This is a genomic window from Streptomyces sp. NPDC008125 (genome assembly GCF_042957125.1).
GTDB lineage: Bacteria > Actinomycetota > Actinomycetes > Streptomycetales > Streptomycetaceae > Streptomyces.
On sequence record NZ_JBIBHR010000017.1, the window covers coordinates 93,295 to 117,137 of the forward strand.

At 70.9% G+C, this 23,843-nt stretch carries 24 protein-coding genes; 11 read left to right on the forward strand and 13 right to left on the reverse strand.

Going from position 1 to position 23,843, the window contains the following annotated elements; all coding sequences use genetic code 11:
* Positions 1 to 93 precede the first annotated feature (93 nt).
* The gene (locus ACFZAX_RS26505) at positions 94 to 624 is read left to right on the forward strand and encodes a DapH/DapD/GlmU-related protein (RefSeq protein WP_390964770.1); all 531 of its coding nucleotides are present in this window, start codon (positions 94 to 96) and stop codon (positions 622 to 624) included.
* Between the two features lie 58 nt (positions 625 to 682).
* Here ACFZAX_RS26505 and ACFZAX_RS26510 read toward each other — a convergent pair whose 3' ends face one another.
* Both ACFZAX_RS26510 and ACFZAX_RS26515 read right to left on the reverse strand, forming a co-directional pair.
* Positions 683 to 1,330: a VTT domain-containing protein gene (locus ACFZAX_RS26510; protein WP_390964771.1), complete on the reverse strand. Its 648-nt coding sequence runs from the start codon at positions 1,328 to 1,330 to the stop codon at positions 683 to 685.
* Positions 1,331 to 1,477: 147 nt separating this feature from the next.
* Positions 1,478 to 1,933: a DUF4442 domain-containing protein gene (locus ACFZAX_RS26515; RefSeq protein ID WP_390964772.1), complete on the reverse strand. Its 456-nt coding sequence runs from the start codon at positions 1,931 to 1,933 to the stop codon at positions 1,478 to 1,480.
* Positions 1,934 to 2,027: 94 nt separating this feature from the next.
* Here ACFZAX_RS26515 and ACFZAX_RS26520 point away from each other — a divergent pair, with 94 nt between their 5' ends.
* Together ACFZAX_RS26520 and ACFZAX_RS26525 are read left to right on the forward strand one after the other, a co-directional pair.
* Complete coding sequence (locus tag ACFZAX_RS26520) at positions 2,028 to 3,116, forward strand: hypothetical protein (RefSeq protein WP_390964773.1); 1,089 nt, start codon at positions 2,028 to 2,030, stop codon at positions 3,114 to 3,116.
* A gap of 162 nt (positions 3,117 to 3,278) precedes the next feature.
* Positions 3,279 to 4,637 (forward strand): MFS transporter, encoded by a 1,359-nt coding sequence (locus tag ACFZAX_RS26525; protein ID WP_390964774.1) that lies wholly within the window; start codon positions 3,279 to 3,281, stop codon positions 4,635 to 4,637.
* On the opposite strand, the gene ACFZAX_RS26530 is transcribed toward ACFZAX_RS26525, so the two are convergent.
* Complete coding sequence (locus ACFZAX_RS26530; protein WP_390964775.1) at positions 4,599 to 5,444, reverse strand: fused MFS/spermidine synthase; 846 nt, start codon at positions 5,442 to 5,444, stop codon at positions 4,599 to 4,601. The genes ACFZAX_RS26525 and ACFZAX_RS26530 overlap by 39 nt on opposite strands.
* Before the next feature lie 149 nt (positions 5,445 to 5,593).
* Positions 5,594 to 6,769 (reverse strand): elongation factor Tu, encoded by a 1,176-nt coding sequence (gene tuf, locus ACFZAX_RS26535; RefSeq protein WP_390964776.1) that lies wholly within the window; start codon positions 6,767 to 6,769, stop codon positions 5,594 to 5,596.
* Between the two features lie 489 nt (positions 6,770 to 7,258).
* On the opposite strand from tuf, the gene ACFZAX_RS26540 reads away from it, so the two are divergent.
* The 3 genes from ACFZAX_RS26540 to ACFZAX_RS26550 all read left to right on the forward strand — a co-directional run bounded on the left by ACFZAX_RS26540 (position 7,259) and on the right by ACFZAX_RS26550 (position 9,579).
* Complete coding sequence (locus ACFZAX_RS26540) at positions 7,259 to 7,972, forward strand: VTT domain-containing protein (RefSeq protein WP_390964777.1); 714 nt, start codon at positions 7,259 to 7,261, stop codon at positions 7,970 to 7,972.
* 230 nt (positions 7,973 to 8,202) lie between these two features.
* Positions 8,203 to 9,075, forward strand: a complete 873-nt coding sequence (locus ACFZAX_RS26545) for an undecaprenyl-diphosphate phosphatase (protein WP_390964778.1) — start codon at positions 8,203 to 8,205, stop codon at positions 9,073 to 9,075.
* Between the two features lie 279 nt (positions 9,076 to 9,354).
* Positions 9,355 to 9,579 carry a hypothetical protein gene (locus ACFZAX_RS26550; protein WP_327174476.1) on the forward strand — a complete coding sequence of 75 codons (225 nt, stop codon included), beginning with the start codon at positions 9,355 to 9,357 and terminating at the stop codon, positions 9,577 to 9,579.
* A 184-nt stretch (positions 9,580 to 9,763) separates the two neighbouring features.
* Here the strand turns inward: ACFZAX_RS26550 and ACFZAX_RS26555 are convergent, their stop codons facing one another.
* From ACFZAX_RS26555 to ACFZAX_RS26585, 7 genes are all read right to left on the reverse strand, one after another.
* Positions 9,764 to 10,969, reverse strand: coding sequence for a hypothetical protein (locus tag ACFZAX_RS26555; RefSeq protein ID WP_390964779.1), 1,206 nt, complete (start codon positions 10,967 to 10,969; stop codon positions 9,764 to 9,766).
* Positions 10,970 to 11,191: 222 nt separating this feature from the next.
* The gene (locus ACFZAX_RS26560; RefSeq protein ID WP_390964780.1) at positions 11,192 to 11,971 is read right to left on the reverse strand and encodes an ABC transporter permease; all 780 of its coding nucleotides are present in this window, start codon (positions 11,969 to 11,971) and stop codon (positions 11,192 to 11,194) included.
* A 98-nt stretch (positions 11,972 to 12,069) separates the two neighbouring features.
* The gene (locus ACFZAX_RS26565) at positions 12,070 to 12,336 is read right to left on the reverse strand and encodes a hypothetical protein (RefSeq protein WP_266701666.1); all 267 of its coding nucleotides are present in this window, start codon (positions 12,334 to 12,336) and stop codon (positions 12,070 to 12,072) included.
* 47 nt (positions 12,337 to 12,383) lie between these two features.
* On the reverse strand, positions 12,384 to 13,010 hold the full coding sequence (locus tag ACFZAX_RS26570; protein WP_390964840.1) for a flavin reductase: 627 nt from the start codon (positions 13,008 to 13,010) through the stop codon (positions 12,384 to 12,386).
* 95 nt (positions 13,011 to 13,105) lie between these two features.
* Positions 13,106 to 13,387 carry a DUF4394 domain-containing protein gene (locus ACFZAX_RS26575; protein ID WP_390964781.1) on the reverse strand — a complete coding sequence of 94 codons (282 nt, stop codon included), beginning with the start codon at positions 13,385 to 13,387 and terminating at the stop codon, positions 13,106 to 13,108.
* 127 nt (positions 13,388 to 13,514) lie between these two features.
* Entirely contained in the window at positions 13,515 to 14,057 is a 543-nt protein-coding gene (locus ACFZAX_RS26580; RefSeq protein WP_390964782.1) for a GNAT family N-acetyltransferase, read from the reverse strand.
* 804 nt (positions 14,058 to 14,861) lie between these two features.
* Entirely contained in the window at positions 14,862 to 15,194 is a 333-nt protein-coding gene (locus ACFZAX_RS26585; protein ID WP_390964783.1) for a hypothetical protein, read from the reverse strand.
* A gap of 268 nt (positions 15,195 to 15,462) precedes the next feature.
* On the opposite strand from ACFZAX_RS26585, the gene ACFZAX_RS26590 reads away from it, so the two are divergent.
* Positions 15,463 to 15,594 carry a hypothetical protein gene (locus ACFZAX_RS26590; protein WP_390964784.1) on the forward strand — a complete coding sequence of 44 codons (132 nt, stop codon included), beginning with the start codon at positions 15,463 to 15,465 and terminating at the stop codon, positions 15,592 to 15,594.
* 277 nt (positions 15,595 to 15,871) lie between these two features.
* Positions 15,872 to 16,762 carry a GNAT family N-acetyltransferase gene (locus ACFZAX_RS26595; RefSeq protein ID WP_390964785.1) on the forward strand — a complete coding sequence of 297 codons (891 nt, stop codon included), beginning with the start codon at positions 15,872 to 15,874 and terminating at the stop codon, positions 16,760 to 16,762.
* A 378-nt stretch (positions 16,763 to 17,140) separates the two neighbouring features.
* On the opposite strand, the gene ACFZAX_RS26600 is transcribed toward ACFZAX_RS26595, so the two are convergent.
* Positions 17,141 to 18,265 (reverse strand): hypothetical protein, encoded by a 1,125-nt coding sequence (locus tag ACFZAX_RS26600; protein WP_390964786.1) that lies wholly within the window; start codon positions 18,263 to 18,265, stop codon positions 17,141 to 17,143.
* A gap of 230 nt (positions 18,266 to 18,495) precedes the next feature.
* On the opposite strand from ACFZAX_RS26600, the gene ACFZAX_RS26605 reads away from it, so the two are divergent.
* The gene (locus ACFZAX_RS26605) at positions 18,496 to 18,663 is read left to right on the forward strand and encodes a hypothetical protein (RefSeq protein ID WP_390964787.1); all 168 of its coding nucleotides are present in this window, start codon (positions 18,496 to 18,498) and stop codon (positions 18,661 to 18,663) included.
* A gap of 97 nt (positions 18,664 to 18,760) precedes the next feature.
* On the opposite strand, the gene ACFZAX_RS26610 is transcribed toward ACFZAX_RS26605, so the two are convergent.
* A complete protein-coding gene (locus ACFZAX_RS26610; protein WP_390964788.1) occupies positions 18,761 to 19,714 on the reverse strand; it encodes a hypothetical protein in 954 nt (317 codons plus the stop codon).
* A 1,425-nt stretch (positions 19,715 to 21,139) separates the two neighbouring features.
* Between ACFZAX_RS26610 and ACFZAX_RS26615 the strand changes: the two genes are divergently transcribed.
* Both ACFZAX_RS26615 and ACFZAX_RS26620 read left to right on the forward strand, forming a co-directional pair.
* A complete protein-coding gene (locus ACFZAX_RS26615) occupies positions 21,140 to 21,721 on the forward strand; it encodes a carbonic anhydrase (RefSeq protein ID WP_390964789.1) in 582 nt (193 codons plus the stop codon).
* Positions 21,722 to 21,734: 13 nt separating this feature from the next.
* Positions 21,735 to 23,198: a SulP family inorganic anion transporter gene (locus tag ACFZAX_RS26620; protein WP_390964790.1), complete on the forward strand. Its 1,464-nt coding sequence runs from the start codon at positions 21,735 to 21,737 to the stop codon at positions 23,196 to 23,198.
* Positions 23,199 to 23,843: the final 645 nt, after the last annotated feature.

Here is a 23,843-nt window from a genome sequence, read left to right on the forward strand (position 1 = left end):
TGTTCACCCCAATGTTCGGCGTCGATCTTCGGCGGGTGCGACGGCGTGACCTACGGTTCCCCCGGACATCACCGTCGGACGAAGGAGCGCACCATGGCGGAGCAGCCGTTGATCACGGGCGTGGGCGGCAAGGAGCCGTCGGTCGACGCGGACGCCTTCGTGGCGCCGACCGCCGTCGTGATCGGCGAGGTCACCCTCGCACCGGGTTCGAGCGTCTGGTACCAGGCGGTACTGCGGGCGGACTGCGGCCCCATCTCCCTGGGCGCGGACAGCAACATCCAGGACAACTGCAGCGTCCACACCGACCCGGGCTTCCCGCTCACGGTCGGAGACCGGGTGTCCGTGGGGCACAACGCCGTGCTGCACGGCTGCGTGATCGAGGACGACGTGCTGATCGGCATGGGCGCGACCGTGCTCAACGGCGCCCGCATCGGAGCCGGATCACTGGTCGCCGCACAGGCCCTCGTCCCCCAGGGCATGCGGGTGCCGCCGGGCTCCCTCGTGGCGGGCGTACCCGCGCGGGTCAAGCGGCCGGTCACCGCGGAGGAGCTGGAGGGGATCACGTTCAACGCGGTCGGTTACGTGGAGCTGGCCAAGGCCCACCGCGAGGCCCACGCGGGCTGAGCCGGGGCCGGACACCCCTGGCCCGAACCGGGCCGGGCCGGTCCGGCCCCTTCGGCGCTCAGTCCGCCGCGACGGCGGGGGCCGGGGTTTCGTCGGACCGGGCCGCCGCCTTCTTCGCACGGTTCTTCAGCACCAGCATGGACGTCAGGCCGATGAGTACCGCGACCAGGAGCCCGAGCCAGGAGAAGCGCTTCAGCCATGCCTCGGCCACCACGCCCACCGTATAGATGACGGCGGTGGTGCCGCCCGCCCAGACGATCCCGCCGAGCACGTTGGCGGTCAGGAACTTCCAGTACGGCATGCGCAGGACACCGGCGAGCGGCCCCGCGAAGATGCGCAGCAGGGCCACGAAGCGGCCGAAGAACACCGCCCACATGCCCCACTTCTCGAACGAGCGCTCCGCCATGCCCACCTGGGCGGCACCGAAGTGCTTGGGGAATCTCGCCTCCAGCCAGGCCAGCAGCGGGCGCCCGCCCTTCCTGCCGATCGCGTAGCCGATCGAGTCGCCGACGACTGCCCCCGCGGTGGCACAGGCACCCAGGACGTACGGGTTGATGTCGCCGTGCTGGGACGCGAGCAGAGCCGCGCTGACGAGGACGATCTCGCCGGGCAGCGGGATGCCCAGACTCTCCAGACCGATGACGCCCGCCACCAGAAGGTAGATGCTGAGCGCGGGGATGGTTTCGAGCCACTCCTGGACGTGCAACGCCGTTCCTCCCGTGCGGGTGTTCCCCCAGCCGACCGCCCGTGCGGCGGCAAGGCACAGTGCACCAGCCTACCGGGCGCGGCCCTCTGGGAACGGCCGCTCCCGGCGGCGGAGTTCCCGCACGGGCCGCACGGACGGCGGGACGGATCAGCCGTGCGGACGCAGTGTCCAGATCACCGTCATCTCACCGGTCACCGCTCCGTCGGCGCGGGTGATCTCGATCGTGACGGGGAACTCGGGCCGCTTGCCCTCGTCGAGCTCGGCCACCACGTCGGCGGCGGGACGGCCCAGGGTGGCGGTCGCGGTGACCTCCCCCATGGCCAGCTTGCGGTAGCCGATCTCGGCACGGACGGCGAGCGGCACGGCGCGGTCGAGCTGGTCCCCGAAGGCCGCCATCACGATCGCGCCGCTGGCGGACTCGGCGAGCGTGAACATCGCTCCGGCGTGCGGTCCGCCGAGGTGGTTGTGGTAGTCGGCCTGATCGGGCAGGCGCAGCACCGCACGCTCCGCTCCCGTCTCCAGGAATTCGAGGTCGAGGGTGCGCACCATCGGCACCGTCGCGGCGAGCATGTCGCCCAGGTTCTTCTCTTCTGCAGCGCTCATGGCCAGGATGTTACTCACGAGTAGGCGCGCTTGGCCATCCCCCTGCGGGGGCGGCCATGGCCGCCGACTCCGCGTCCCTCTATGGTTACTGGCCATGTGGCCAGGACAGCAGCCGCCCGGGGGCGAGCAGAACCCGCAGGACCCGAATCAGAATCCGTACCAGCAGCCGGGGTACCAGCAGCCGAATCCGTATCAGCAGCCGGGCTACCCGCAGGGCCGGCCGGGACACCAGGGACAGCCGCAGGGGCAGCAGCCCGGTTACGGCTATCCGCAGGGCGGGCCGAATCCCGGCCCGCCGCAGCCGAACCCTTATCAGCAGCCGACCGTCCCGGCCTACACCGTGCAGCCGCCGCCCGTCGGGCCGCAGCGGCCCGACGACAAGCGGAAGACCGCGGTGGTCGCCGTGGTCGCGGCAGCCGCGGTGGTGGTGACGGCGGTCGTCACCGGCGTCGTGGTGATGAAGAAGGACGACAAACCCAGCGGCAAGGACGTCGCCGACGGCAAGGCATCGTCGTCCGCTTCGGCGACGCCGTCCGCCGAGACCTCCGCGCCCGCCAATCCGCGGAGCGGCGACGACGATCCGAAGCCGACCGTGCCCGGGTGGAAGGTCGTCACCAACCCCAAGTGGGGGACGCGGTTCGAGGTACCGGGTGACTGGGAGGTGTCGTCCGCCGGCATGAGCGCCGGGTTCGAGAGCGCCAAGGATCCGACGGGCACGCCCGCCGCCGTCTTCACCGCGCCCGCGTACCTCAAGAGCAAGTGGTGCGTGGACGACTCCGACAAGGACGGGCACGACGAGGAGACCAGCCTCGCCGGCGTCGGCAGCAAGGGTGCGCAGGGCGCCAAGTCGACCGACGAGGCGGCGACGAAAACCGCGGAACAGTGGGTATGGGCCGGCTACGCGCAGACCGACCCGGTGGACAAGATCAAGGTCGGCGCTCCGGAGCCGTTCACCAGCACATCAGGTCTGACCGGGAGCGTCGCCAGGGCCACCGCGCTCGGCCTGGCGAAGAAGCACAAGTGCGACACGGACGGGAAGTCGGTCGTCTTCAGCTTCAAGAACAGTGACGGGGCCTACGCGAGCTGGGTCTTCTTCGGCGCCACCGGTGTGGACGACGAACTGCCCGACACCACCATCGACAAGATCCTGAGCACCGTCCGGCTGGTGGACGTCAGCTCCTGATCCACCGCCCGCCACGCCCTCCCGACGCGCCTTCGACACCCATGGTTCTGCCGCCCGGCTCTTCCCGGGCGGGGCGGCGAAACCGGGTGAAAGCCGGACCTCGTGCCCTGCCGGGGACATATCCATTTGGCAACGCGGGGTCCCGGCGTGTTTAGTCCCTGGGTGACGACCCCCGCTCCTTCCCCCGCGAAGCGGCGCCGCCCCGAGTGGGCCGGCCGCAACTACACCCTGCTGACCAGCGCCGCCATCATCACCGGCGTGGGCAGCAGCAGCGCCCTCATTGCCACTTCGTTCGCGGTGCTCCAGCAGGGCGGGGACGGCGGGGACATCGGTCTCGTGGCCGCCGCGCGCACCCTGCCGCTGGTGGTCTTCATCCTGATCGGCGGGGCCGTCGCGGACCGGATGCCGCGTCACCGGGTGATGGTCGCGGCCAACGCGCTCAACTGCGTCTCCCAGGCCGCCTTCGCCCTGCTGGTGCTGACCGGCACCGCCGAGCTCTGGCAGATGATGGTGCTCACCGCGCTCTGCGGTACCGGACAGGCCTTCTTCAACCCGGCCGCCGAGGGCATGCTGATGTCCTCGGTCACTGCGGAGCAGTCCGCGCGCGCCTTCTCCTTCTTCCGCATGTCGACCCAGGGTGCGGGCATCGGAGGGGCCGCGCTCGGCGGCGTCATGGCCTCCGCCATGAATCCCGGATGGGTGCTGGCCGTGGACGCGGTGGGCTTCGCGGTCGCCGGTGCGCTCCGTGCCTTCCTCGACGTGAGCCACATCCCCGCCCGCGAGCCGGGCGGCGGCCTCCTCTCCGACCTGCGCGAGGGGTGGCAGGAGTTCATCGGCCGACCCTGGCTCTGGTCGATCGTGGCGCAGTTCTCGGTGGTGGTGGCGGTCGTCGGCGCCGCCGAGTCGGTCTACGGCCCGCTGGTCGCCCGCGACGAGTTCGGGGGCCCGGGCCCCTGGGGCACCGCCCTCGCCACCTTCGGTGTGGGCACGCTCGGCGGGGCGCTGCTGATGTCCCGGTGGAAGCCCCGGCGGCTGCTGCTCGCGGGCACGCTGGGCGTCTTCCCGCTCGCCCTCCCGTCGGCGGCGCTCGCCGTACCGCTGCCGGTGGCGGGGCTCTGCGTCGTGATGTTCGTGAGCGGCGTCGCCATAGAGGTGTTCGGGGTGTCCTGGATGACGACAATGCACCAGGAGATCCCGGAGGAGAAGCTCTCGCGGGTCTCCGCCTACGACTGGTTCGGCTCCGTGGCCATGCTGCCGCTCGCCACGGCGGTGGCCGGTCCGGTCGAAGGCCTCGTCGGGCGGGGCACGGCGCTCTGGGGGTGCGCCGTGCTGGTGGTGCTCATGACCGCGCTGGTCCTGCTCGTACCGGACGTACGGAACATGACCCGGCGCGAGCACACCGGGCCCGTCGCGGCCGGCGGCGCCGGATCCGAGGGCGCCGTTTCGGTCCCGGGTGCCGGTGCGGCCCTGCCGGCCGGTACCTCAGCCGATGCTGAAGGCGCCGTCGGGAGGCTCGGGTGAGGCGACCGCGTCGGCGTCGCCGACCGGTTCCGCCCGCCCGATCAGGCGGGTGAGCGCAGGTCCGTGTTCGACCCGGGCGGGGAACGCGTCGCCCGCGCAGCGGCGGGTGAGCCCGGCGGTGTCCAGCGGTGTGTGCGCGGCCAGCAGGACGACGTTCCCGAAACGCCGACCGCGCAGCACGGCGGGTTCGGCCACGACCGCGAGCTCGGGAAAGACGGCGGCGAAGCCGGCGAGCTGCGAGCGGAGGAAGCCGAAGGGCGCGCTGTCGGCGAGATTGGCGGCGTAGATCCCGTCCGTGCGGAGCACCCGGGCGGCGGACCGCGCGTACTCGACGGAGGTGAGGTGGGCCGGAACACGCGACCCGCCGAAGACGTCGGCGATCAGTACGTCGACCGAGCCGGGCGCGGTCCGCTCCAGAAGCTCCCGGGCGTCCTCGGCGTGCACGGTGATCCCGCTGTCGTCCGGCAACGGCAGCAGCTCGGTCACCAGCTCCAGCAGCCCCCGGTCGGCCTCGGCGACCCGTTGCCGGGAGCCGGGCCGGGTGGCGGCGGTGTAGCGCGGCAGGGTCAGTGCCCCGCCGCCCAGGTGGAGAACGTCGAGCGGTTCGCCGGGGGCGGCGGCCGTGTCCAGCACGTGCGCGAGCCGCTGGACGTACTCGAACTCCAGGTACGCGGGGTCGTCCAGGTCCACGTAGGACTGCGGGGCCCCGTCGACCGTGAGGAGCCACGCGCGGTCCCGGTCCACGTCGGGCAGCAGGCGGGCGGTGCCCCGGTCGATGTCGCGGATGACGGGTATCGGCTCGTTCACTCCCCCATTGTGAGGCGTCCGGCATGGTGCGGCGTCCCGCGGAACGCGGAGGGACGCGGATCCCGTCGGGCCCGCCTCCCCGGGTGGGGGAGGCGGGCCCCGGCCGCCACGGCCCTGTGCTCCGCTGCGGCCTTCGCGCCGGGCGCGGCTCAGAGCAGCGCGGTGACGGTACCCGCGCCGACGGTGCGGCCGCCCTCGCGGATGGCGAAGCCGAGCCCGGCCTCCAGCGGGACGTCCCGGCCGAGCTCCACGGTCATGGTGACCGTCTCCCCCGGGCGCGCCGTCCCGGCCGTCCCCAGGTCCACGTCACCGACCACGTCCGCGGTACGGATGTAGAACTGCGGCCGGTAGCCGGTGGCGACCGGGGTGGTGCGGCCACCCTCGCGGGCGGACAGCACGTAGACCTGGGCGGTGAAACGGCGCGTCGGGGTGGTGCTGCCCGGCGCCGCCACGACGTGGCCCCGCCGTACCCGGTCGCGCTCCACTCCGCGCAGCAGCAGGGCGACGTTGTCCCCGGCCTGGGCGGACTCCATCGGCCTGCCGAAGGTCTCCAGGCCGGTGACCACCGTCTCGGTGTCGGCGCCGAGCACGTGGACCCGGTCACCGATGCGTACGGTGCCGCGCTCGACCGCGCCGGTGACGACGGTGCCGCGTCCGGTGATGGTGAGCACGTTCTCCACCGGGAGCAGGAAGGGCGCGTCCGTGTAGCGCACCGGCATCGGCACGTACGTGTCCACGGCGTCGAGCAGCCCCTCGATCGCCGCCGTCCAGCGCGGGTCGCCCTCCAGCGCCCGGAGACCGGAGACCTGGACGACGGGGACCGAGTCGCCTCCGTACCCGTGGGCGGAGAGCAGGTCGCGCACCTCCATCTCGACCAGTTCTGCCAGCTCGGGATCGGCGATGTCCGACTTGTTCAGGGCGACGACGATGTGGTCCACGCCGACCTGACGGGCCAGCAGCACGTGCTCGGCGGTCTGCGGCATGACGCCGTCCAGGGCGGAGACGACGAGGATCGCCCCGTCGAGCTGAGCCGCTCCGGTGACCATGTTCTTGATGAAGTCGGCGTGACCGGGCATGTCGACGTGGGCGTAGTGCCGGGTGTCGGTCTCGTACTCGACGTGGGCGAGGTTGATGGTGATGCCGCGCCGGCTCTCCTCGGGGGCGCGGTCGATACGGTCGAACGCGACGTACGAGGTGGAAGCGCCCGGCCGCGCGCTGAGCACCTTGGTGATGGCGGCGGTGAGCGTCGTCTTCCCGTGGTCGACGTGGCCCATGGTCCCGATGTTGAGGTGGGGCTTGGTGCGGACGAATGCCGTCTTGGGCATGGCTCGTTCCTTGGTTTCGAAGCCGTGGGAGGGGACCCCTGAACCCGTCCGACCCTCCCCTCACGGGGTCCGCCGGACAGTCGGAGGAGGGTCAGCTTCGGGCGCCGCCGAGCGGCGCCGGTGCGACAAAGGTGGCCGCGGCCGGAAATGCCGCCGCGGTGCACGCGGTCGCCGGGGATGCCGCGGCGGGGAATGCGACGCCGGTGTTCGCGGCAGCCTTCGGCGCGTCCGCGACTGCGGACGGCGCTGCGGGGAAGGCGTACCGGGACATGTCCTGGATGATGTCCGGTCGGCGCGGTGCGCGTCGACCGGTTTTCCGGCGCGGGAGGGACGCGGCGCCGACTCGGCCCCGGGTATGTCGGGCGGCGCGTGCTCGCGCGTGCCGGGCGGGGCACGTGCGAGGGAAGCGGACGAGCTCTGCTGTCGGCCCGTCAGGTCATCACGCGTACATTACGGCGATCACATGCCTCTTTCCGTTACTCTCCCCAAATGTTCGAACCCGTCCCCGCGGCCCGTCCCCGCAACGGTCCGGCCCTGCGCTGTTCGAAGGCGCTGCTGTCCCCCTGGTCCCGGTTCTCCCTGCTCGTGGTGGTGCTCGTCGCCGCCGCGTCGAGCATGCTGCTGTTCGATCCACAGCGGATGCTCTCCTCCGGCTGGCCGTCCCAGCTGACGGGCGGCACGGCGGTCCTCCTGTTCGGGCTGGCGTACGGCGTCTGCACCGTGGCCTTCGCGCCCCGCCCCCTCCTCAACCTGGCGGCGGGAGCGCTCTTCGGCACCCAGGCAGGTCTGGCCGCGGCCCTCGCGGGCACGGTTCTCGGGGCCGGTATCTCCTTTCTGCTCGGCCGGGTGCTGGGGCAGGACGCGCTGCGCACCCTGGTGCGCGGGCGCTGGCTGAAGGCGGCGGACGGTCTGCTGAGCCGGCACGGTTTCCGTTCCATGCTGGCGCTCCGGCTGTTCCCGGGTGTGCCGTTCGCCGCCGCCAACTACTGCGCGGCCACCTCCCGCATGCGGTACGCGCCGTTCCTGCTGGCGACCGGGCTCGGTTCCATCCCCAACACGGCCGCCTACGTCGTGGCGGGCAGCGAGGCCGCCTCGCCGACGTCCCCCGCGTTCCTCGTCGCTACGGGGTTCATCGTGCTGTCGGCCGTCGGAGGCGCGCTGGTCGCCTGGCGCAAACGCCACCGGTTCGGCACAGCTGCCTGAGCCCGCGGGTCCGCTCCGGCGGCAGAGCGGGGGAAGGGCGCGCGCGGACGTGGAGCAGGCTCCGGGCGGGGGCAGGAGTCAGGGCGTTCACCCACAGGCGATACTCTGCGCCGGACGACAAAAGATCTCCGAGGCTTTCGCCTTGTCCTTTTCTGACCGTATTCGCACGCTGCCGACGTCCTCATGTCGTGCGGCCGTAGCCTGATCACTTCCGGGATGGCCTAAGCCCCATGAGCTGGTTCGAATCATTCGTCCTGGGCCTCGTTCAGGGACTGACCGAGTTCCTGCCGATCTCCTCCAGCGCCCATCTGCGGCTGACCGCCGCTTTCGCGGGCTGGCACGACCCTGGTGCGGCGTTCACCGCCATCACCCAGATCGGCACGGAAGCGGCGGTGATCATCTACTTCCGCGAGGACATCGTCCGCATCATCTCGTCCTGGTTCCAGTCGCTCTACAAGCGCGAGATGCGCGGCAACCACGACGCCCAGATGGGCTGGCTGGTCATCGTCGGCTCGATTCCGATCGGTGTCCTCGGGGTGGCCTTCAAGGACCAGATCGAGGGCCCCTTCCGCGATCTCCGCCTGATCGCGACGACCCTGATCGTCATGGGCATCGTCCTCGGCATCGCGGACCGGCTCGCGGCCCGCGACGAGGCCGGTGGCAGGCACCGCGCCGCCAAGGAGCGCAAGTCGCTCCAGGACCTGGGCGTGCGGGACGGCCTGGTCTACGGGCTCTGCCAGGCCATGGCGCTGATCCCGGGCGTCTCCCGCTCGGGCGCCACCATCAGCGGTGGTCTGCTGATGGGCTACACCCGGGAGGCCGCAGCCCGCTACTCCTTCCTGCTGGCCATCCCCGCCGTCCTGGCCTCCGGTGTCTTCGAGCTCAAGGACGCGGGCGAGGGCCATGTCTCCTGGGGCCCGACGATCTTCGCGACCCTGGTCGCTTTCGTGGTCGGTTACGTGGTCATCGCCTGGTTCATGAAGTTCATCTCGTCCAAGAGCTTCATGCCGTTCGTCTACTACCGGATCGCCCTCGGAATCGTCCTCTTCGTGCTGGTCAGCGCGGGTGTGCTGAGCCCCCACGCGGGCGAGTCGGCGGGCTGAGCCGACGCGGTGACGCCCGAATGCCCCCAGGCCCACCTGGGGGCATTCGGGCGTCACGGGGGCTTTTCTCCGCCCGCCCGACGGGCTCGACTCCCGGAACCTCCCCGTCGTCCCCGGCAGAGCGCGCTCTCGGGCCAATCGCCCGGATCAGCCTTCCCCGGGACCCGCCGCCCCTGGACCGGCGCCGGCCGCCCGGTCGACCCATGACCGGGAGCGCGGGGAGCCACCGGCAGCCCCGCGCCGGATGCGACGGGAGCCATCCCGTCGCACGCTGGGCGCATGGCAACTCCACCGATCGTCATACACCGGCCGACCCCCTCCGGAGGCCGTCGCGTGACCGTTCACTACGAGGGCCGCGACGAGATACTGGGGCTCGCCCATTCGGACCAGGACGTGATCGTCTTCCTGGCCGAAGCCGGGCTGGACGACCCCGACCGGATACTCGACAACCCGATGTGGGTCGAGTGGCGCGGCGGCCGGGCCCACCGGTACGAAGCGGCGTGACGCCGCACCGCGACGGGCCGCCCCGCGCGTCGGAGCCGTACGAACACGACTCGTTTCACTCCTGGTCGCACGGGCCCCCGGCCCCCGTCGGGCCGTCCTCACGCTCCGCGCAGCGCCGGGCACCGGCACTGCCCGTGGCGGCGGCGGCACCACTCGTGGTGACAGCGGTGCCGGCTGTGGTGGGTCACGACCGGGTGGTCGTCCCGCACTCGGGGTCGTCCGCCTTCGGTTCCTCGATCGGGGCGTGGCGGTCGTAGGGGTCCGACGCGGGGCCCGTGGCGGGTTCGCCGGTGGACCGGCCGTCGGGGAACACGGGGTGGAACCATCCGTCGGTGACCCCGCACTCGGTGTTGAAGAACTCCGCGTGGTACGTCCCGATACTGATCTTCCCCTCCGTGGCGACCCACTTGGCCGGGTCGACGACCACGACGTCCAGGTCGCGCCGGACGATGGTGCGCGCCACGGTCTTGTCACCGCCCTCGGCGCGGACCAGCGGGTAGACAAAGGTGTAGTCCGCGTGGATCCGCACCTGGCCGGGCTCGCCGGCGGCGGCGAACGTCATGTGGCCGCGCACCTTCACCACGTCGCCCGCCGGACGCAGCTCGGCGGGATCGAAGCGGCTGATCACGTTCAGGGGGTCGTCCGACGGGTCGGGCTTGTGCAGCCCCTTCCGTATCCGGTCCGTGAAGCCCTTCTGCGCCGGGTCGACGAGGGCCAGCGCCGCGGTCGGTTCGGCGCCGCGCAGAACGGCGGAGTCCAGGCTGGTCCCCCTCAGATACTCCTTGGTGTTCCGGAGGGCTTGCTCCACGTCGCTCCGGCTGAGGCCCCCGGTCGGCTTCGCGGGCGGTAGCTCGATGCCGGCGGCGCCGTCCGCCCAGGCCAGCGCGGGAGAGCCGCGGAAAGGCTGGGCGAGAGTGGGCAGCCGCAGCTCGTCCGACTCGGCCGGGGCGCCGGTGGGCAGGGCCGTCTCGGCAGGCAACGGGGCGACCGCCTCCCCGGCGGCGTCGGCGTCGGCCGGCGTGTGACCGGGGAGATGGTCCAGGACCAGCCCGGGCCGTACGCAGACCGCGGTGATCAGCACGCACGCCAGGAGCCCGACGACGGCCGGCAGACGGCGGGGCCGGGTCCCGTTGATCTCCTGCCAAGCCGGTCCCGTACGCCAGCCCTCCGGAAGAGCCGCGGCCACCTCTCGGGCCTTGGCCCGGCGCTCTTTCGCCGACGGTTCCTTCCGGGCGGGCCGCGCGTCGGAGCCGCTCGCGCTCAGGAAGGCCGCCCACGTCTCGTCCGGCGCGCCGGGCCGGCTCTCGTCGGAGCCGCTCCCGTCCCTGCTCTCGGGGTTCTCGGGTCTTTCGGGGTTCTCGGGTCTTTCGGGAGGCACGACAGCGCTCATGGGGCAGATTCCCTCGGGTGATCCGGTGTGAGGGCCACCGGAGTCGAAGAGTCGCTTCGCACAGTCGTCGCTTCGCACAGTCGTCGCTTCGCGCAGTCGGCAGGGAACGCCTGTCCGTCCTGCCGCCGGGGCCAGGAGTGATCATTCGTCAGGCATGTGCGACCGACAAGGGTTCTCGTCAGGTGTGAGCAAGCTGTGATCGAACAGCGCCGATCACGCGCGTCACCCCCGCACAGGGCGGAAGAGGCGGTGGCGGGCCACGAGTTCGACGGTGATCGCCACCGCGATCGACTGCACGGCCATCAGCGCGACCAGTACGAAGAGCTGCACCGCGCCGGCCATCAGCGGGCTCGCACCGCCCAGCAGCATCCCGACGAACGCGCCGGGCAGCGTGACCAGCCCGACGGTCCGGGTCTGGTCGAGGCCGGGCAGCAGCGCGTCGGACGCGGAGGGCCTCGAGATCTCCACCCTGGCTTCCCGGTCCGAGAACCCCAGCGCCATGGCCGCCTCCACCTCCCCCCGCCGCTGCTCCAGTTCGTCCAGCGCCCGCCGTCCGGCCTGGACGGTCACCGTGAGCGCCCCGCCGATGAGGATGCCGGTGACCGGGATCAGCGCGATGCCCTTCAGCGGTACGAGTCCGGTCAGCAGCAGTGAGCCGACCACCGGCACCACCCCCGCGGCGATCGGCACGCACGTCAGCCACCACGTGTGGTTGGCGGTGATCCGGCGACCGGCCGTGCGCACCGCGACCGAGAACATCACGGCCAGGAACGCCAGCAGTCCCAGCACCTCGGTGACCGCCCACGTGATGACGAGGGAAACCGCCGCGAGCTGTACCGCCGCACGCACACCCGCGATCAGGATCTCCCGGGCCCGGTGCGCCGGGTCGCCCGGAGACAGGTGGCACAGGCCGGCCACGGCCGCCGCCACCAGGGCCAGCACGCCCAGCAGGATGCCGAGGGTGAGGTTGACCGGGAGGAGGGATGCCGCGCTCAGTGTCACCGGCCCACCCTACGGGCCGACCTGTGCGGGCCCCGGGGGTGCCGGTTGCGGGACGCCGGTCACGGGTGCGAGTCCCCGGGGCCGGCCGCGGGTACGGGTTAAGGGGTGTCGCCCTGCCAGTCCCACCGGTGGAGGTCGCCCCGGCGGGGGCCGTACTCGGCGCGGCCGCCCGGGCCGTACGCCCCTATCTCCGTGATCAGGGCCGCCCCCTCGGCCAGCGCGGTCTCCGACCACCCGGTCACGTCGAGGAGCAGCCCGTCCAGGGGGCCGCCGACCAGCTCACGATAGGTGTGCCCGGGACGTGGTCCGGGATCCGGGTCCTCATGGTCGGCGCCGTACACCCGACGCCGCATCAGCTCGTCCATACGGGCAGGATCGCACCCACCACTGACAACCGCAGTGCGCGGACCGCTCACCGCGCTTCGGTGCCGTCGCCCTTCTGCCACTGGGCCCAGGGAACCCGGGCGATCTCACGGATGCCGCCGAGCGTGCCCCACTCGTTCTTGCCGAGCCTGGTGAGCGGGCGCATCCGGGTGATCTCCGGGTGCCCCTCCACCAGGACCGCCTCGTCGACGGCCGCGTGCACCACACGGCCGAAGACCACGGTGGAGTCCCCGAGGAGCACGGTGCTGTGCAGCTCGCATTCGAGCGCCACCGGCGATGCGGCGACCCGGGGCGGCGCGACCCGGAGACTGGGCTCGGTCGCGATGCCGACCGCCTCGAACTCGCTCGTACCGTGGGGAAAATCGGTACTGGTCGCGTTGATCTGCTCGAAGAGGTGCTCGGGCGCGAGGTTCACCACGAACGAGCCCGTCTGCTCGATGTTGCGCAGCGAGTCCTTCCGGCCGACCGAGGTGAACTGGACGACCGGGGGCGTGACACAGGCGATCGTGAAGAAGGAGTGCGGTGCGAGGTTCGGCGTAAGGCAACCAGGGGCCACGGTGGAAACCCAGGCGATGGGCCGGGGCACGACCACTGCGGTCATCAACTGGTAGAAGGCTCGGGACTGCATGGTCTGAGGATCGAAGTCGACGCGCATGATCATCAGTATCGCGCGCGGGCGGCGCATTCGGGCCAGGTCTCCCGGCCTCTCCACATCGCTCATTCCGCGGAAGGTGTCCGGTGACGGCAGGATCACGCACCACCGGAGCCACACCTGTCCGCAGCACTCCTCTGAAATGACTTCGAAGTCCCCGAACACGTCCGCAACGGCCGCAACACCCTGAACCTGTACGACGAACAGTCGACGCCGAAGTTCTTGCCCTGCAGCGCCCCCGTCAGCTGGGAGACCCTGTCCGCCTTCGCGTCACCGCTGAGGGTGTAGATGCCGCCCTTGTCGCCGACGCCGTACAGCTTGCCGTTCTGGACCCGGAAGTCGATCCCGACCAGCGCACGGTCACCGTCGAGACACCGCACCTGGGCGGCCGAGCGAGCACGAATACGGCCAGGCCGTGATCGAGCTGCAGGCCGGGCCGGACCCCGAACAGCGAGGTGAGCTGCCGTACCGACACCCCGGTGCGACAGGAACCGCTCAGCTCTCCACTCAGCTCAGCTCAGCGGCGCCGGGTACAGCGGTGGCAGGCACCTCGGGCCAGCAGATTCGGTAGTACTTAAGCCGGTTGTCCTGCGCGACCAGGCGCATGCCCACGGCGTTCATCACGCGCTGGGACGCGACATTCCGCTGATCCGTATCGCCCTCCACCCCTGTCACGCCGTTGTCGCGGGCGAGATCCAGCAGTGCCCGGAGCGCTTCGGTGGCGAATCCCCGGCCCCGTGCCGAGGGGACCAGGCCGTAGCCTATGGTGACGATCCCCCAGTCGTCGGCGTGGCCGTGGAAGGCCACTCCGCCGACGGCGAGCCCGTCCTGCCGACGCCGGATCTCGTACGGGCCGAAGGGCTGCGGGTCGCCCGTGCTCGCGCAGCTGCGCAAGAACCGCCGGGCGCCCGCCACATCGCCTTCGTCCGGGTATCCGGGTGCCCACGACTCATCGTGGGCACGCTCGCCCGCCGCACCCATCACCAGTCGTCGCGCCTCGGCGATGGTCAGGGGATGCAGTACAAGCCGCGCTGTCACCAGATCCTCCATGCTCAAGAGGCCTATCACGCGGGCAGGCCGGTCCGCACCGGGGTTGTGCCCCGCAGCGCCGCCGTCCCGTCTCCCGGCTGACCGGTGCCTGCCGCCGGATGACAGACCTCGCCGGCCCAGGTTCACGCCTTCGCAAGCTGCTCATCCCGACCACCGGCCGTGCCCGACTCCTGACCGCCTGGATGCGGCGGTGGCTTCCGCAGCCCGGTCAGGAAAGGGCGCAGCACACCCGTGCTGAGCGTGATCACCTACCTGTACGAGGGGCTCACCGCGCCCGCCGACCAGGCCGGGTCCGGCGGAGTACCGGCTGGGCCCGGCCGGTGCGGGGCGTGAGCGGCAAGCGCGGCCAGGATCCGACGGGCCGCGGCCGCGCCGTCGGGACCGGCGGCCAGCTCCGTCCAGGCAGCCGACGGGTCGCCCAGGACGTCGCCGGTGTCTGTGAGCAGTCGTGGGCGAGATGCCGGTCGGCGCCGGGATGTGTCCGCGCGCCGCGTCAGGGAGCCGGTGCCAGCCGGGAGCGGCGAGCAGCGACGGGTCGTGCCCGCCCCAGCGCAGCCACGCGGCGGCCGGCATCGACCGGCCGGGGGTGAGGGCGGGGAGCTCGGGGTGGGCGGCGGTGAACTCGGCGGCGTGTGGCGGTGCAGAAGCGGCAGGTGCACGCTGATCGCGGCGGCCGCCTCGTCAGCGGCGCGCGCGGCCAGCACCTCGGCGGCCAGCTGAAGGATCTCCCCAACGGAGGCGCGAGCAGGCTGTAGGGGGCGATGCGCCGGTAGGGCAGGGGGGTCGCCCCGGTCAGGTGGGGAGTCAGGGTACGTACGAGGGAGGCGAAGGGGGACGGGAAGACGGCCTGGCCGCCGCGGCGGGCCGTGAGCGCTTCGGTTCGCTGCCAGGCAGCAGTGGGGATGCGGCGGCCGAGCCGGCCGGTGCGCAGGCGGCTACCGAGCGGGCGCCGGGTCGGTGGCCGAAGGCCCCGGCCACGACCGCGCCGGTGGCGATGGCGATGGCGATGGCGATGGCGATGGCGATGGCGATGACGATGACGATGACCAGAACGAGATTCAGGTCGCCTGCGCGGGCGAGAGCGCCTGCGGCCAGCAGGAGGGTCAGGGGCGGGATGAACGCGCCGAGCAGCAGCAAGGACTCGGTGAGCGGCCTGGAAGGTCGAGGAGCGCGGCCCGGAGCGGATCGCGCTCCTCGGGGACTGCCGAGCGGCCCGCGACGTCTCCTGCCCGACAACCACCGCGCTGGGCATCAAGGACCCGTCTCCCGCCCCGAAGCCGCCGGCCGCGCCCTCGGTGGAAACCGGGCAGGGCACAGCAGGTGTTCGAGCGCGGCCTGATGGCTCTCGTGCGGAGGGTGGAGCGGGTTGGGGCCAGGCCGGTATCGCGCGCACCAGGAGCCCGTCGTGGTCGGGGGTGCGACCGAGCCGGTGACGTGCTGGGCGTATCTCATGAACAACGTCAAGAGCCAGCGGGAGAAGCTCACGCCCGAGCAGCGCATCGCGCTGGCCGGCCTCGGGCTGGAGTGGGCGGCATGAGCAGAGGGCTCATGGCATTGCCCAGCCCGTACGCGTTCGGCAAGATCACCCGGGGCCGGTGACCGTGTGCGCCGGCCATGACGCACGACCGGCGGTGCCTGGCGCCCCGGCCGCCGCCCCATCCATCGGTTTGCCCGCCAACGCGCCGCCGACCGGTGCCTCGCCCCTGAAAGCTGTGTGAATGACCTCTCCGAGCAGTACCGCTTCGCGCTTGTCCGCCGTCTCGCGCCCCGGCCCGGAACTCGATCACATCCTTGCCCTCACCTCTCGTGAACCCGTGTGGCGCCTGCCTGCCGACGCCTACCGGACGGAGGCCGCCCAGCAGCAGTACCGTCCGGAGTGGACCTGGGCTGCCTGGAGCCCGGACGGCCGGGTCCTGGCCCGAGCCCTGTGGTGGGGGCAGAGCGACAGCGCCCACCCGATCGCACTCGACTGCCTCGCGATAGCCGACGACGTCCCCACAGCCGAAAAGGCCGCACTGGGCGCCGCGCTCCTGGACGCGGGGCATCAGGCTTTCCGCGAGGCGGGTGCCCAAGCCCCGCCGCTGTACAACCTCATGCGACTGCCCGGCGCGTGGCGGGACGATCCCGAGTACGTCGCCGCCGTGTCCTGGCGCCAGGAAGCCGCCCGCCGGGCCGGACTGACAATCGAGGTGGAGCGCCTGCAATTCGAGTGGACGCCCGAGGTGCCGCTGCCCGCCGAACCCGAGCGGCTGGTGTTCTCCCCGGAACCCGACGACGACGTCTTCCTCGCCGCGATGCTGCGGGTGGCGGAGGGCACACTCGACGCCCACACCCTGGAGGGCGAAGCGGCCAACGGCCGTGAGGCCACCGCACGAGAGAGCCTGCAGTTCTATCTCGACCGGCCCGGCAAGCGGGAGTGGTGGCGTCTCGCGCACACGCCGGACGGCACCCTGGCCGGCCTCGCGATCCCGTCGGCCACCCCGTACAACCGCAACGTCGGCTACCTCGGCGTCGTCCCCGAACTACGCGGTCGCGGCTATGTGTCCGAGATCCTCGCGGCCATCACCCGCTTCCAGGCCGCGGACGGCGCCGAACGCATCACCGCCACGACCGACCTCGGCAACCAGCCGATGGCGGCGGCGTGCACCCGCGCCGGATACCGCACCACGGAAACACGGCTCATCTTCTCCGCACCGCAGGATTAGGGACTTTCTTTCGGATCGGGCTGGATCGGGGAGCGGGCTCCTGTGCAGTGCTTCGGAGGGCGAAGGCCCTGAGGGCGGGCGGGAAAACCTGATTGGCCGTTCGCCTGCGCGGAACAGGTCGATGACGCCGAGGACCTGTCGGAATGACTGCCGTCGTACCTGTACGCACGCCGCGACCTGGGCCGGAACGAAGCTGCGGTGGCACCACGGTCGTCCATCAGTCCGCGGCGCAGGCGGTGGCGATGGTGGTCGGGCACTCCCGACGCAGCCGTTGCGTTGATGCCACGGAGCGGACGCCTCGTGGGGCTCGGGTGCCCCTGCTCGACCGGGCAGGGGCACCCGAGTCCGACAGGGCGGATGCCGTTCAGCCGGTTCGGCTCAGCGGCGAATCCCGGCGTACGCGGACGGGGAGATGCCGTTCTCGGCGCCGGCCCTACCGCCTACGGTCCAGGTCCGGCCTGTCGAGTCGGTTGCGGCCGCGTAGAGGTAACCGGCTCCGGGCGGCTCCTCGTCATGGGTGAGAGACCCGCGGGGGCCCGGCGTGAGGACGTAGTTTCCGTTCTGGCTGACGGCGGGGTCCCATGACTCGCCCACCGCGATGGGGCGGCCGGAACCGTCGAAGGTGATGTCGGACAGCTGGCCCGTCTCGGCGGGGGTGCGCACCGCGCGCCAGGAGCTGCCGTCGTAGCGCACGATCACGGGGCGCCGCCCCAAGGTTTCGTCCCTGATGTAGCCGGCGGCCCAGACCTCGTTCGTCGTCGCCCGTATCGCGATGCCGTCGAACATTGCCCCGTCGAGCTTGGGTGGCATGCTCTGCCTGGTCCATGAGGTGCCGTCGAAGCGGGAGATGCCGTCGCCGACGGCGTAGACGCCGCCGGGTACCGCCTTCAGCCGCGAGACCCAGGTGAGCCCCGTGTCCGCCGGCAGCAGGGTCCACTGGCCGCTGCCGCCCGCGTTCCTGCGGAAGAGAGCGGGGAAGTACTCGCCGGCCGCATCGGCGTATCCGCCATACACCCAGACCGAGCCGTTCGTGTCCGTGTCGACAGCGGACAGTGCCGACTGATCGGTGCCTTCCGGGAAGGGCAGGGTGACCTCGTTCCAGGCGGCGCCGTTCCAGTGCTGGAGGAGTGCGTGCCCGTGTCCCTTCTCCGTGCCGTCCACGGTCTCGTTGCGGGTGCCGGCGGCCCAGACCTGGTCGGGCGCGTAGACGGTGAGGTCGTCCAAACGGCCTTGGTCGGCGGGCTGCGGTGGCGCTTGCCAGCCGTTGCGGGTCCAGAGCATCGCCACCGGTGCAAAGGGGTGGGTGGTCGCGTCAGTGCGTAAGCCGATCGCCCATGTAGCACCTCCTGCGGTTTCGACATCTCGTAGCACGCTGTCCTCGCTGCCGGGCGGACTGATGTCCCGCCAGTTCGAGGTGCCGGCGGTCGCGGGCGAAACGGCGACGACGACAGCCACCAGCCCGATGGCGACAGCGGTCGCCGCCCGGGGAAGGAAAAGGAACATGGAGGCGCATCCTCGGAGAGAAGTGGGTGACTCAGTTCGTTTGGTCTCAACACTTCTAGAGGGCCGAGACCCGGGAAAGGTTGAAGCATCTCCACGAAATTTCCGGTCCCGGGCGCGCTGCCGAGACCGAGGTACCTGTCCTGGGAGATCGCCGGACCGGTCGACCGCCCTGTACCGTTGTACGGCGCGACGGCCGCGAACCACTCGGGTTGGGCGGTGCGATCAGCCAGATGCCGACCGAGCGCGGCATGACCGCCCCGGCCGCCAGCGGAACCGTCCTCGCCCACGTCGACACGGTCCTCACCCCGGTCGCGCACGAACTCGTCGGCCGAGTGAGGGTTGTGGGACACGAAGCGGACACCGGGCGCCTGGACGTCGCCCCTGGCGCTTCCGGTTGACGGAGCGTAAGCCGACGATCCGGGGCTGTTCTCAGCTGTCCGCCCAGCGTGCGTTTCGCCGGCTGCCCAGGGTTGCCTGGGCAGCCGAATCGGTGGGTCAGTCGTCGGTTCCGGGGAGCAGGCCGTCGTCCAAGACAATGCGGATGGTGTCTCCCTGTCCGTCGACTCCGGCAAGTTCGGCCGCGATGCGGTTGTAGCAGGTCGTGGCCAGCGCCCAGTCGCCGTCGAGCGGGGTGGCGCTGGAGCGGGCTTTCCACAGCTCGATCAGCAGGGCGATGAGGGAGCGTCCGGACAGGACGGTTTGGACGCGTCCGTCCTTGACGTCGTCGACCGAGGGCGGGGTGCGGAAGTGGCTGTGGTTGACGGCCAGGGCGGTGAGCCACTCCCAGGTGTCGCGGTGCGCGGTCAGATCCGCGGAGGCCAGTCCGGCAGCCTTGAGGAGGAGCACTCCGTGGGCGATCCGAGGGTCCTGCCCTACGGCGGCCGACTGCGGGGTAGGAGCGGAAGGTTCGGCCGCGGGGGCGCCGGCGCCCTGATAGGCGGCCTCGATCGCACGCTTCAGGTCCTGGTCCTGGTCCTGGTTGTGTTCGGACTCCTGCTTCGGGCGCACGCTGTCTTCCACGGTTTCCCCCTGGGTGTCGGTGTCGGTTGAGGCGGGCGGCCGCACCGTCGTGGTGGCCTCAGAGTCATCGGTCTGCGCTCCGGGCGCTGTCCCGGCGTCCGTCGGGTGGCTGTCGTTGGACTCCCGGCTCGCCTCCGGGGGGCGCTCGAGAGGGCCGAGGGCATCGACGAGGTGCAGCAGCTGCCGGAGCTCGCCCCGGGTCTCGTTCAGATCGCTGATCATCCGGTCCTGGCGGCGGCGTACCTCCCGGTTCTCCTCGCACAGACCCATGACGCCTCCCTGGATGACCTCCAGGATCTTCAGCCGGCTCTGGTTGAGCTCGCCGTGCAAAGCGGTCAGCCCGACCGTTGGGTCATCGAGGCGCCCCAGCTGGCTGCGTATCGCCTCCAGTTCCTTCATCGCGTCGGCGAACGCGTCTTTCCACTTCACCGGGGCCCCCGCCTCACTTTGAGTAAACGTACTGTCACAGCGGTACTTTGCTCCGAGCACGGCGGCCGTCGTGCCAGCTCACGAGGATGTGGCTTGATCCCGAAGGAGGCGGCCGAATCGTACGGCGCCCGCCTCGCCCTGTGCTCTGGCGCCACCTCAACCCGCTCTTCATTCACACGTTCTGGTGTTCCGCCGCGGAAAGCCCGCCTCCTGGGGGCTGCTCACACAGGATCGGTCGGTGGTCATTTCGATTTCCTTCCGGCCCCGATGGGCCGCCCACGTTCCGCTGCTGACCCGGGCGACCTGAAGAGCCCTCACCCACTCCGCGACCGCGGAGTTCTCGGCCGCAGCGAGCTGCCGGCCTGACGCCAACGACGACGGCAGACCCCTGTGGGCCCTCGCTGTCCGGCGTCCAGGGGCCTGATGGTCGCAAGTCGGCGGCGGGCGTGACATCGGGTGCGGGTGGTGGGTTCGCCGTCGAGTCGGCGTGGGGCGGTGTGGCAGGCAGGAAGATTCAGTGCCGGCCATGAAGCGGGCGATGACGACGAGGTGGCCATGTTCCTGCGGTGAAGTCTGCTCGCGTAGCCCAGTCGCCGACCGACTGGAGAGGCGCGTGTTGCGTTGCGGGCAGACGAACGGGAGACACGCACCGCGTCGCCGTCCGGCACCGGGCAGGCGGCGCCCAGAGGGCCGCCTGTTCATACAGGCCTGGTCCGGCATATCAGTGTCGGCCGCGGAGTGGGGAGGTGCCGGGCGCCGGAGCACGGCGGTTGGGGCCGGGGATCGGCGGGCGGCGTGCAGCGTTCCACACGACGTCCCCCACGTGTCCGGCGTCGGACTGCTCAGGAGTGGTGTTCCGCGCGCAGCAGACCAGTCGTTCCAGGGCGCCGGGCAGCAGGGATCCGGGATCGATCACCCCGACATCGCCAGTTAACCTGCAAATAATTTTGCATGGTTATTATGCTTCTTGACTGACCCTTGACCAAATCTTGGTGCACTACTGGGAGGGGTGAACCAGCTGGCAGAGGCCCTGTTGAAGCGCGCGGAGGACCCGGATCAGAGCGACGCACCTTGCGCCGTTCTGCTCAGCGTCAAGGACCCGGCTCCCACCACGCCCCTCACATCTGCGCCTACGGACAGTCGTCCCGCCCGAAAAGGCGGCGCTGAGTCAAGCACACGCGGGAAATGTCTGACGAGTCGAGCGCCCGTCGACGCACTGCTCATCCCAGGGCCCCGGCTTGCTTTCCACATTGCCGATTCCGCAACGAGACCTTCGCGACCGAGACGCCGCTGCGTCGAAATGGACCGGGCCCGGCGCGCCCAGTGCGGCGCGCCGCCGCACTCAGGCGCTCCGACCGCAGAGCAGCCCCACCCACTTGTCCTGCCCGCCCAACGCGCCCATGGGGCGCAAAAAGGAGCCACGCAATGCAGCCCCTCATCGACCATGCCCGCCTATTCGGACCACGCCCCGGGGAGTTAGCCAAACTGGCCGAGGGCCAGTCACCCGAGGTTCTGTTCATCACCTGCGCCGACTCCCGGGTGATACCTACCCTGATCACCGGCGCCCGTCCGGGCCAGCTGTTCGAGCTGCGCACCGCAGGCAATATCGTCCCCCCATACGTCTCTGAGCACCCGACCAGCGAGGCGGCCACCATCGAGTACGCCGTGGCGGTCCTTGGCGTGCAGCACATCGTGGTCTGCGGCCATTCCCACTGCGGCGCCGTAGGCGCTGTGGTGCGTGGAGACGACCTGGACGCCGTGCCCGCAGTACGCAACTGGCTCGCGCATGCCGCAGGCGAGCTCAGGTGCTCCGACCCGGCCGACCCAACCGTCGCCGAAGCCGTCCAGCACCACGTCGTCACGCAGCTGCTGCGGCTGCGCTCCTACCCCTGTGTCGACAAGCTTCTGCGGGCGGACCGACTCCAACTGCACGGCTGGTACTACGAGGTGCACACCGGCGCCGTACGCGAGCACCGTGCGAACTCCGACTCGTTCGAAACCCTGTGAGAGGCCGACTGTGATGTCCAGATTCCCTTATCTGCGGCAGGATTTAGCCGCCTCCATCGTCGTCTTCCTGGTCGCCGTGCCCCTGTGCGTCGGCGTGGCGGTCGCCTCCGGAGTTCCCGCAGAGCTGGGCCTCGTAACCGGCATCGTGGGCGGCCTTGTCACCGGCTTGCTGCCCGGCAGCAGCCTCCAGGTATCCGGCCCGGCCGCCGGCCTGACCGTGCTCGTCTTCGAAGCCGTCAGCGAGTTCGGGGTGGCCGCCCTGGGTACCATCGTCCTGCTGGCAGGCCTGCTCCAACTCGCCATGGGATTCCTCAGGGTGGGTCGCTGGTTCCGGGCGATATCTGTCGCCGTCGTCGAGGGCATGCTCTGCGGCATCGGCCTGGTGATCATCGCCGGTCAGCTCTACGCGGCGGCGGGCCTGAAGGCCCCCCAGACCGGCCTCGGCAAGATCATGGGGCTTCCGAGAGCGCTCGCGGACGCCTTGGTCGACAGCCAAGCTCTGACCTCACTGGCAATCGGCGCAGGCACCATCGTCGTTATCGTGCTGTGGAAAAAGCTGCCGAAAAAGGCTCATGCCATCCCCGGGGCCCTTGCCGCAGTGGCGCTGGCCACTCTCGCCACCCTCACGTTCGACCTGCCGGTCGCCACGGTGGACGTGGAGGGTCTGCTCGGCGTCGTACAACTGCCGGGGGCCGATACTTTCAGCGACCTCGCCAGCCCGGCGATCTGGGGCACAATTGTCGCGTTCGCGCTGATCGCCTCGGCCGAGTCGCTGTTCAGCGCGGCGGCCGTGGACCGTCTGCACAACGGTCCGCGCACCCAGTACAACAAAGAGATGGTCGCCCAAGGCGCCGGCAACACGCTGTGCGGTCTGCTCGGAGCGCTGCCCATGACCGCAGTGATCGTGCGGAGCTCCGCCAACGTACAAGCGGGAGCGAAAACCAAAGCATCGCGTGTGCTCCACGGCGTGTGGATCCTGCTGTTCGCCGCCGCCCTACCCTCCACGCTGGCGCTGATCCCGATTCCCGCCCTCGCCGGCATCCTCGTGCATGCGGGCTGGAAGCTGATCCCGTTCGGTCAGATCGCGAAGCTGGGGCGGGACCACAGAGGTGAGGCACTGATCCTCATCGTGACCGCCGGATCGATCGTCGCAGTGAACATGTTCGAGGGCGTGCTGATCGGTATCGCGATGTCCGTGATCAAAACCGCCTGGGAAACGTCCCACGTGAAACTTGAGGTCATCGACAAGGGCGCCGGCCCCATCCGGGTGTACGCCTCTGGAAACGCAACGTTTCTTCGGCTGCCGAAAATCTTCGACAGCCTGGAAGCGCTTCCTGAGGACCGACCGATCGAGCTGGATCTGTCCGGGCTGCACCACCTCGACCACGCCTGCCGTACGGCCTTCGAAAACTGGGCTGAACGGCACAGCGCACCCGACACCGAACCGGTAAGAATCACAGCCACCGAACCTGTATAGGCACCGGCGCATCGCTGCTGGGCGGCGGGCCTTGGCGCTGAGTTCGTCGGGGGACTGGCGGCCATCGGCGAACGACTCCTCCGGTTCGCGAGCCTGCTCGCGGATCTGCCGCTCGGCAGCAGCCCGGACTTCGAGTCGGCGGTTGGCCTCGCCTGCCGGGCGGCGCGGTGGGCGGCGAGCGCTCGGTGGTAGCCGTCGGGCGTGGGACGGCGTACGGCAGGTTCGGCGGGCACGGTCGGCGGCGGGGCCGGTTCGGCCGCCCCGGTGGGGCCGGCCTTCGTGGGATCGGGCGCCAGGACGTGCACGGTGCGGACGTTCGCTCCAGGAATCCGCGCATGGGCGGCCGTGACCACCTTCGGGACGCTCCACCGGAGTTTCGTGGCGACCGCCGGGGTGGCGGGAACGACGTCCAGGCGGCCACTGTCCGCGTCCTGTCCCACAGGCCGGGCTCGGCCGGCGGGTTCGGGCGCGACCGTGGCGAGGATCGTGTCGTAGCGGGCCAGGCCGGTTCCGCCGTCGGCCGGGGCGGTCCTGCCACGCTCGGTCAGCATCCGGCTGATCGCACTGCCGAGCCCGAGTGGCAGACGAAGAAGTCCCATATGAACCTTTACGCACAACAGCCCAGAATCAAGTACTGGGTCAACT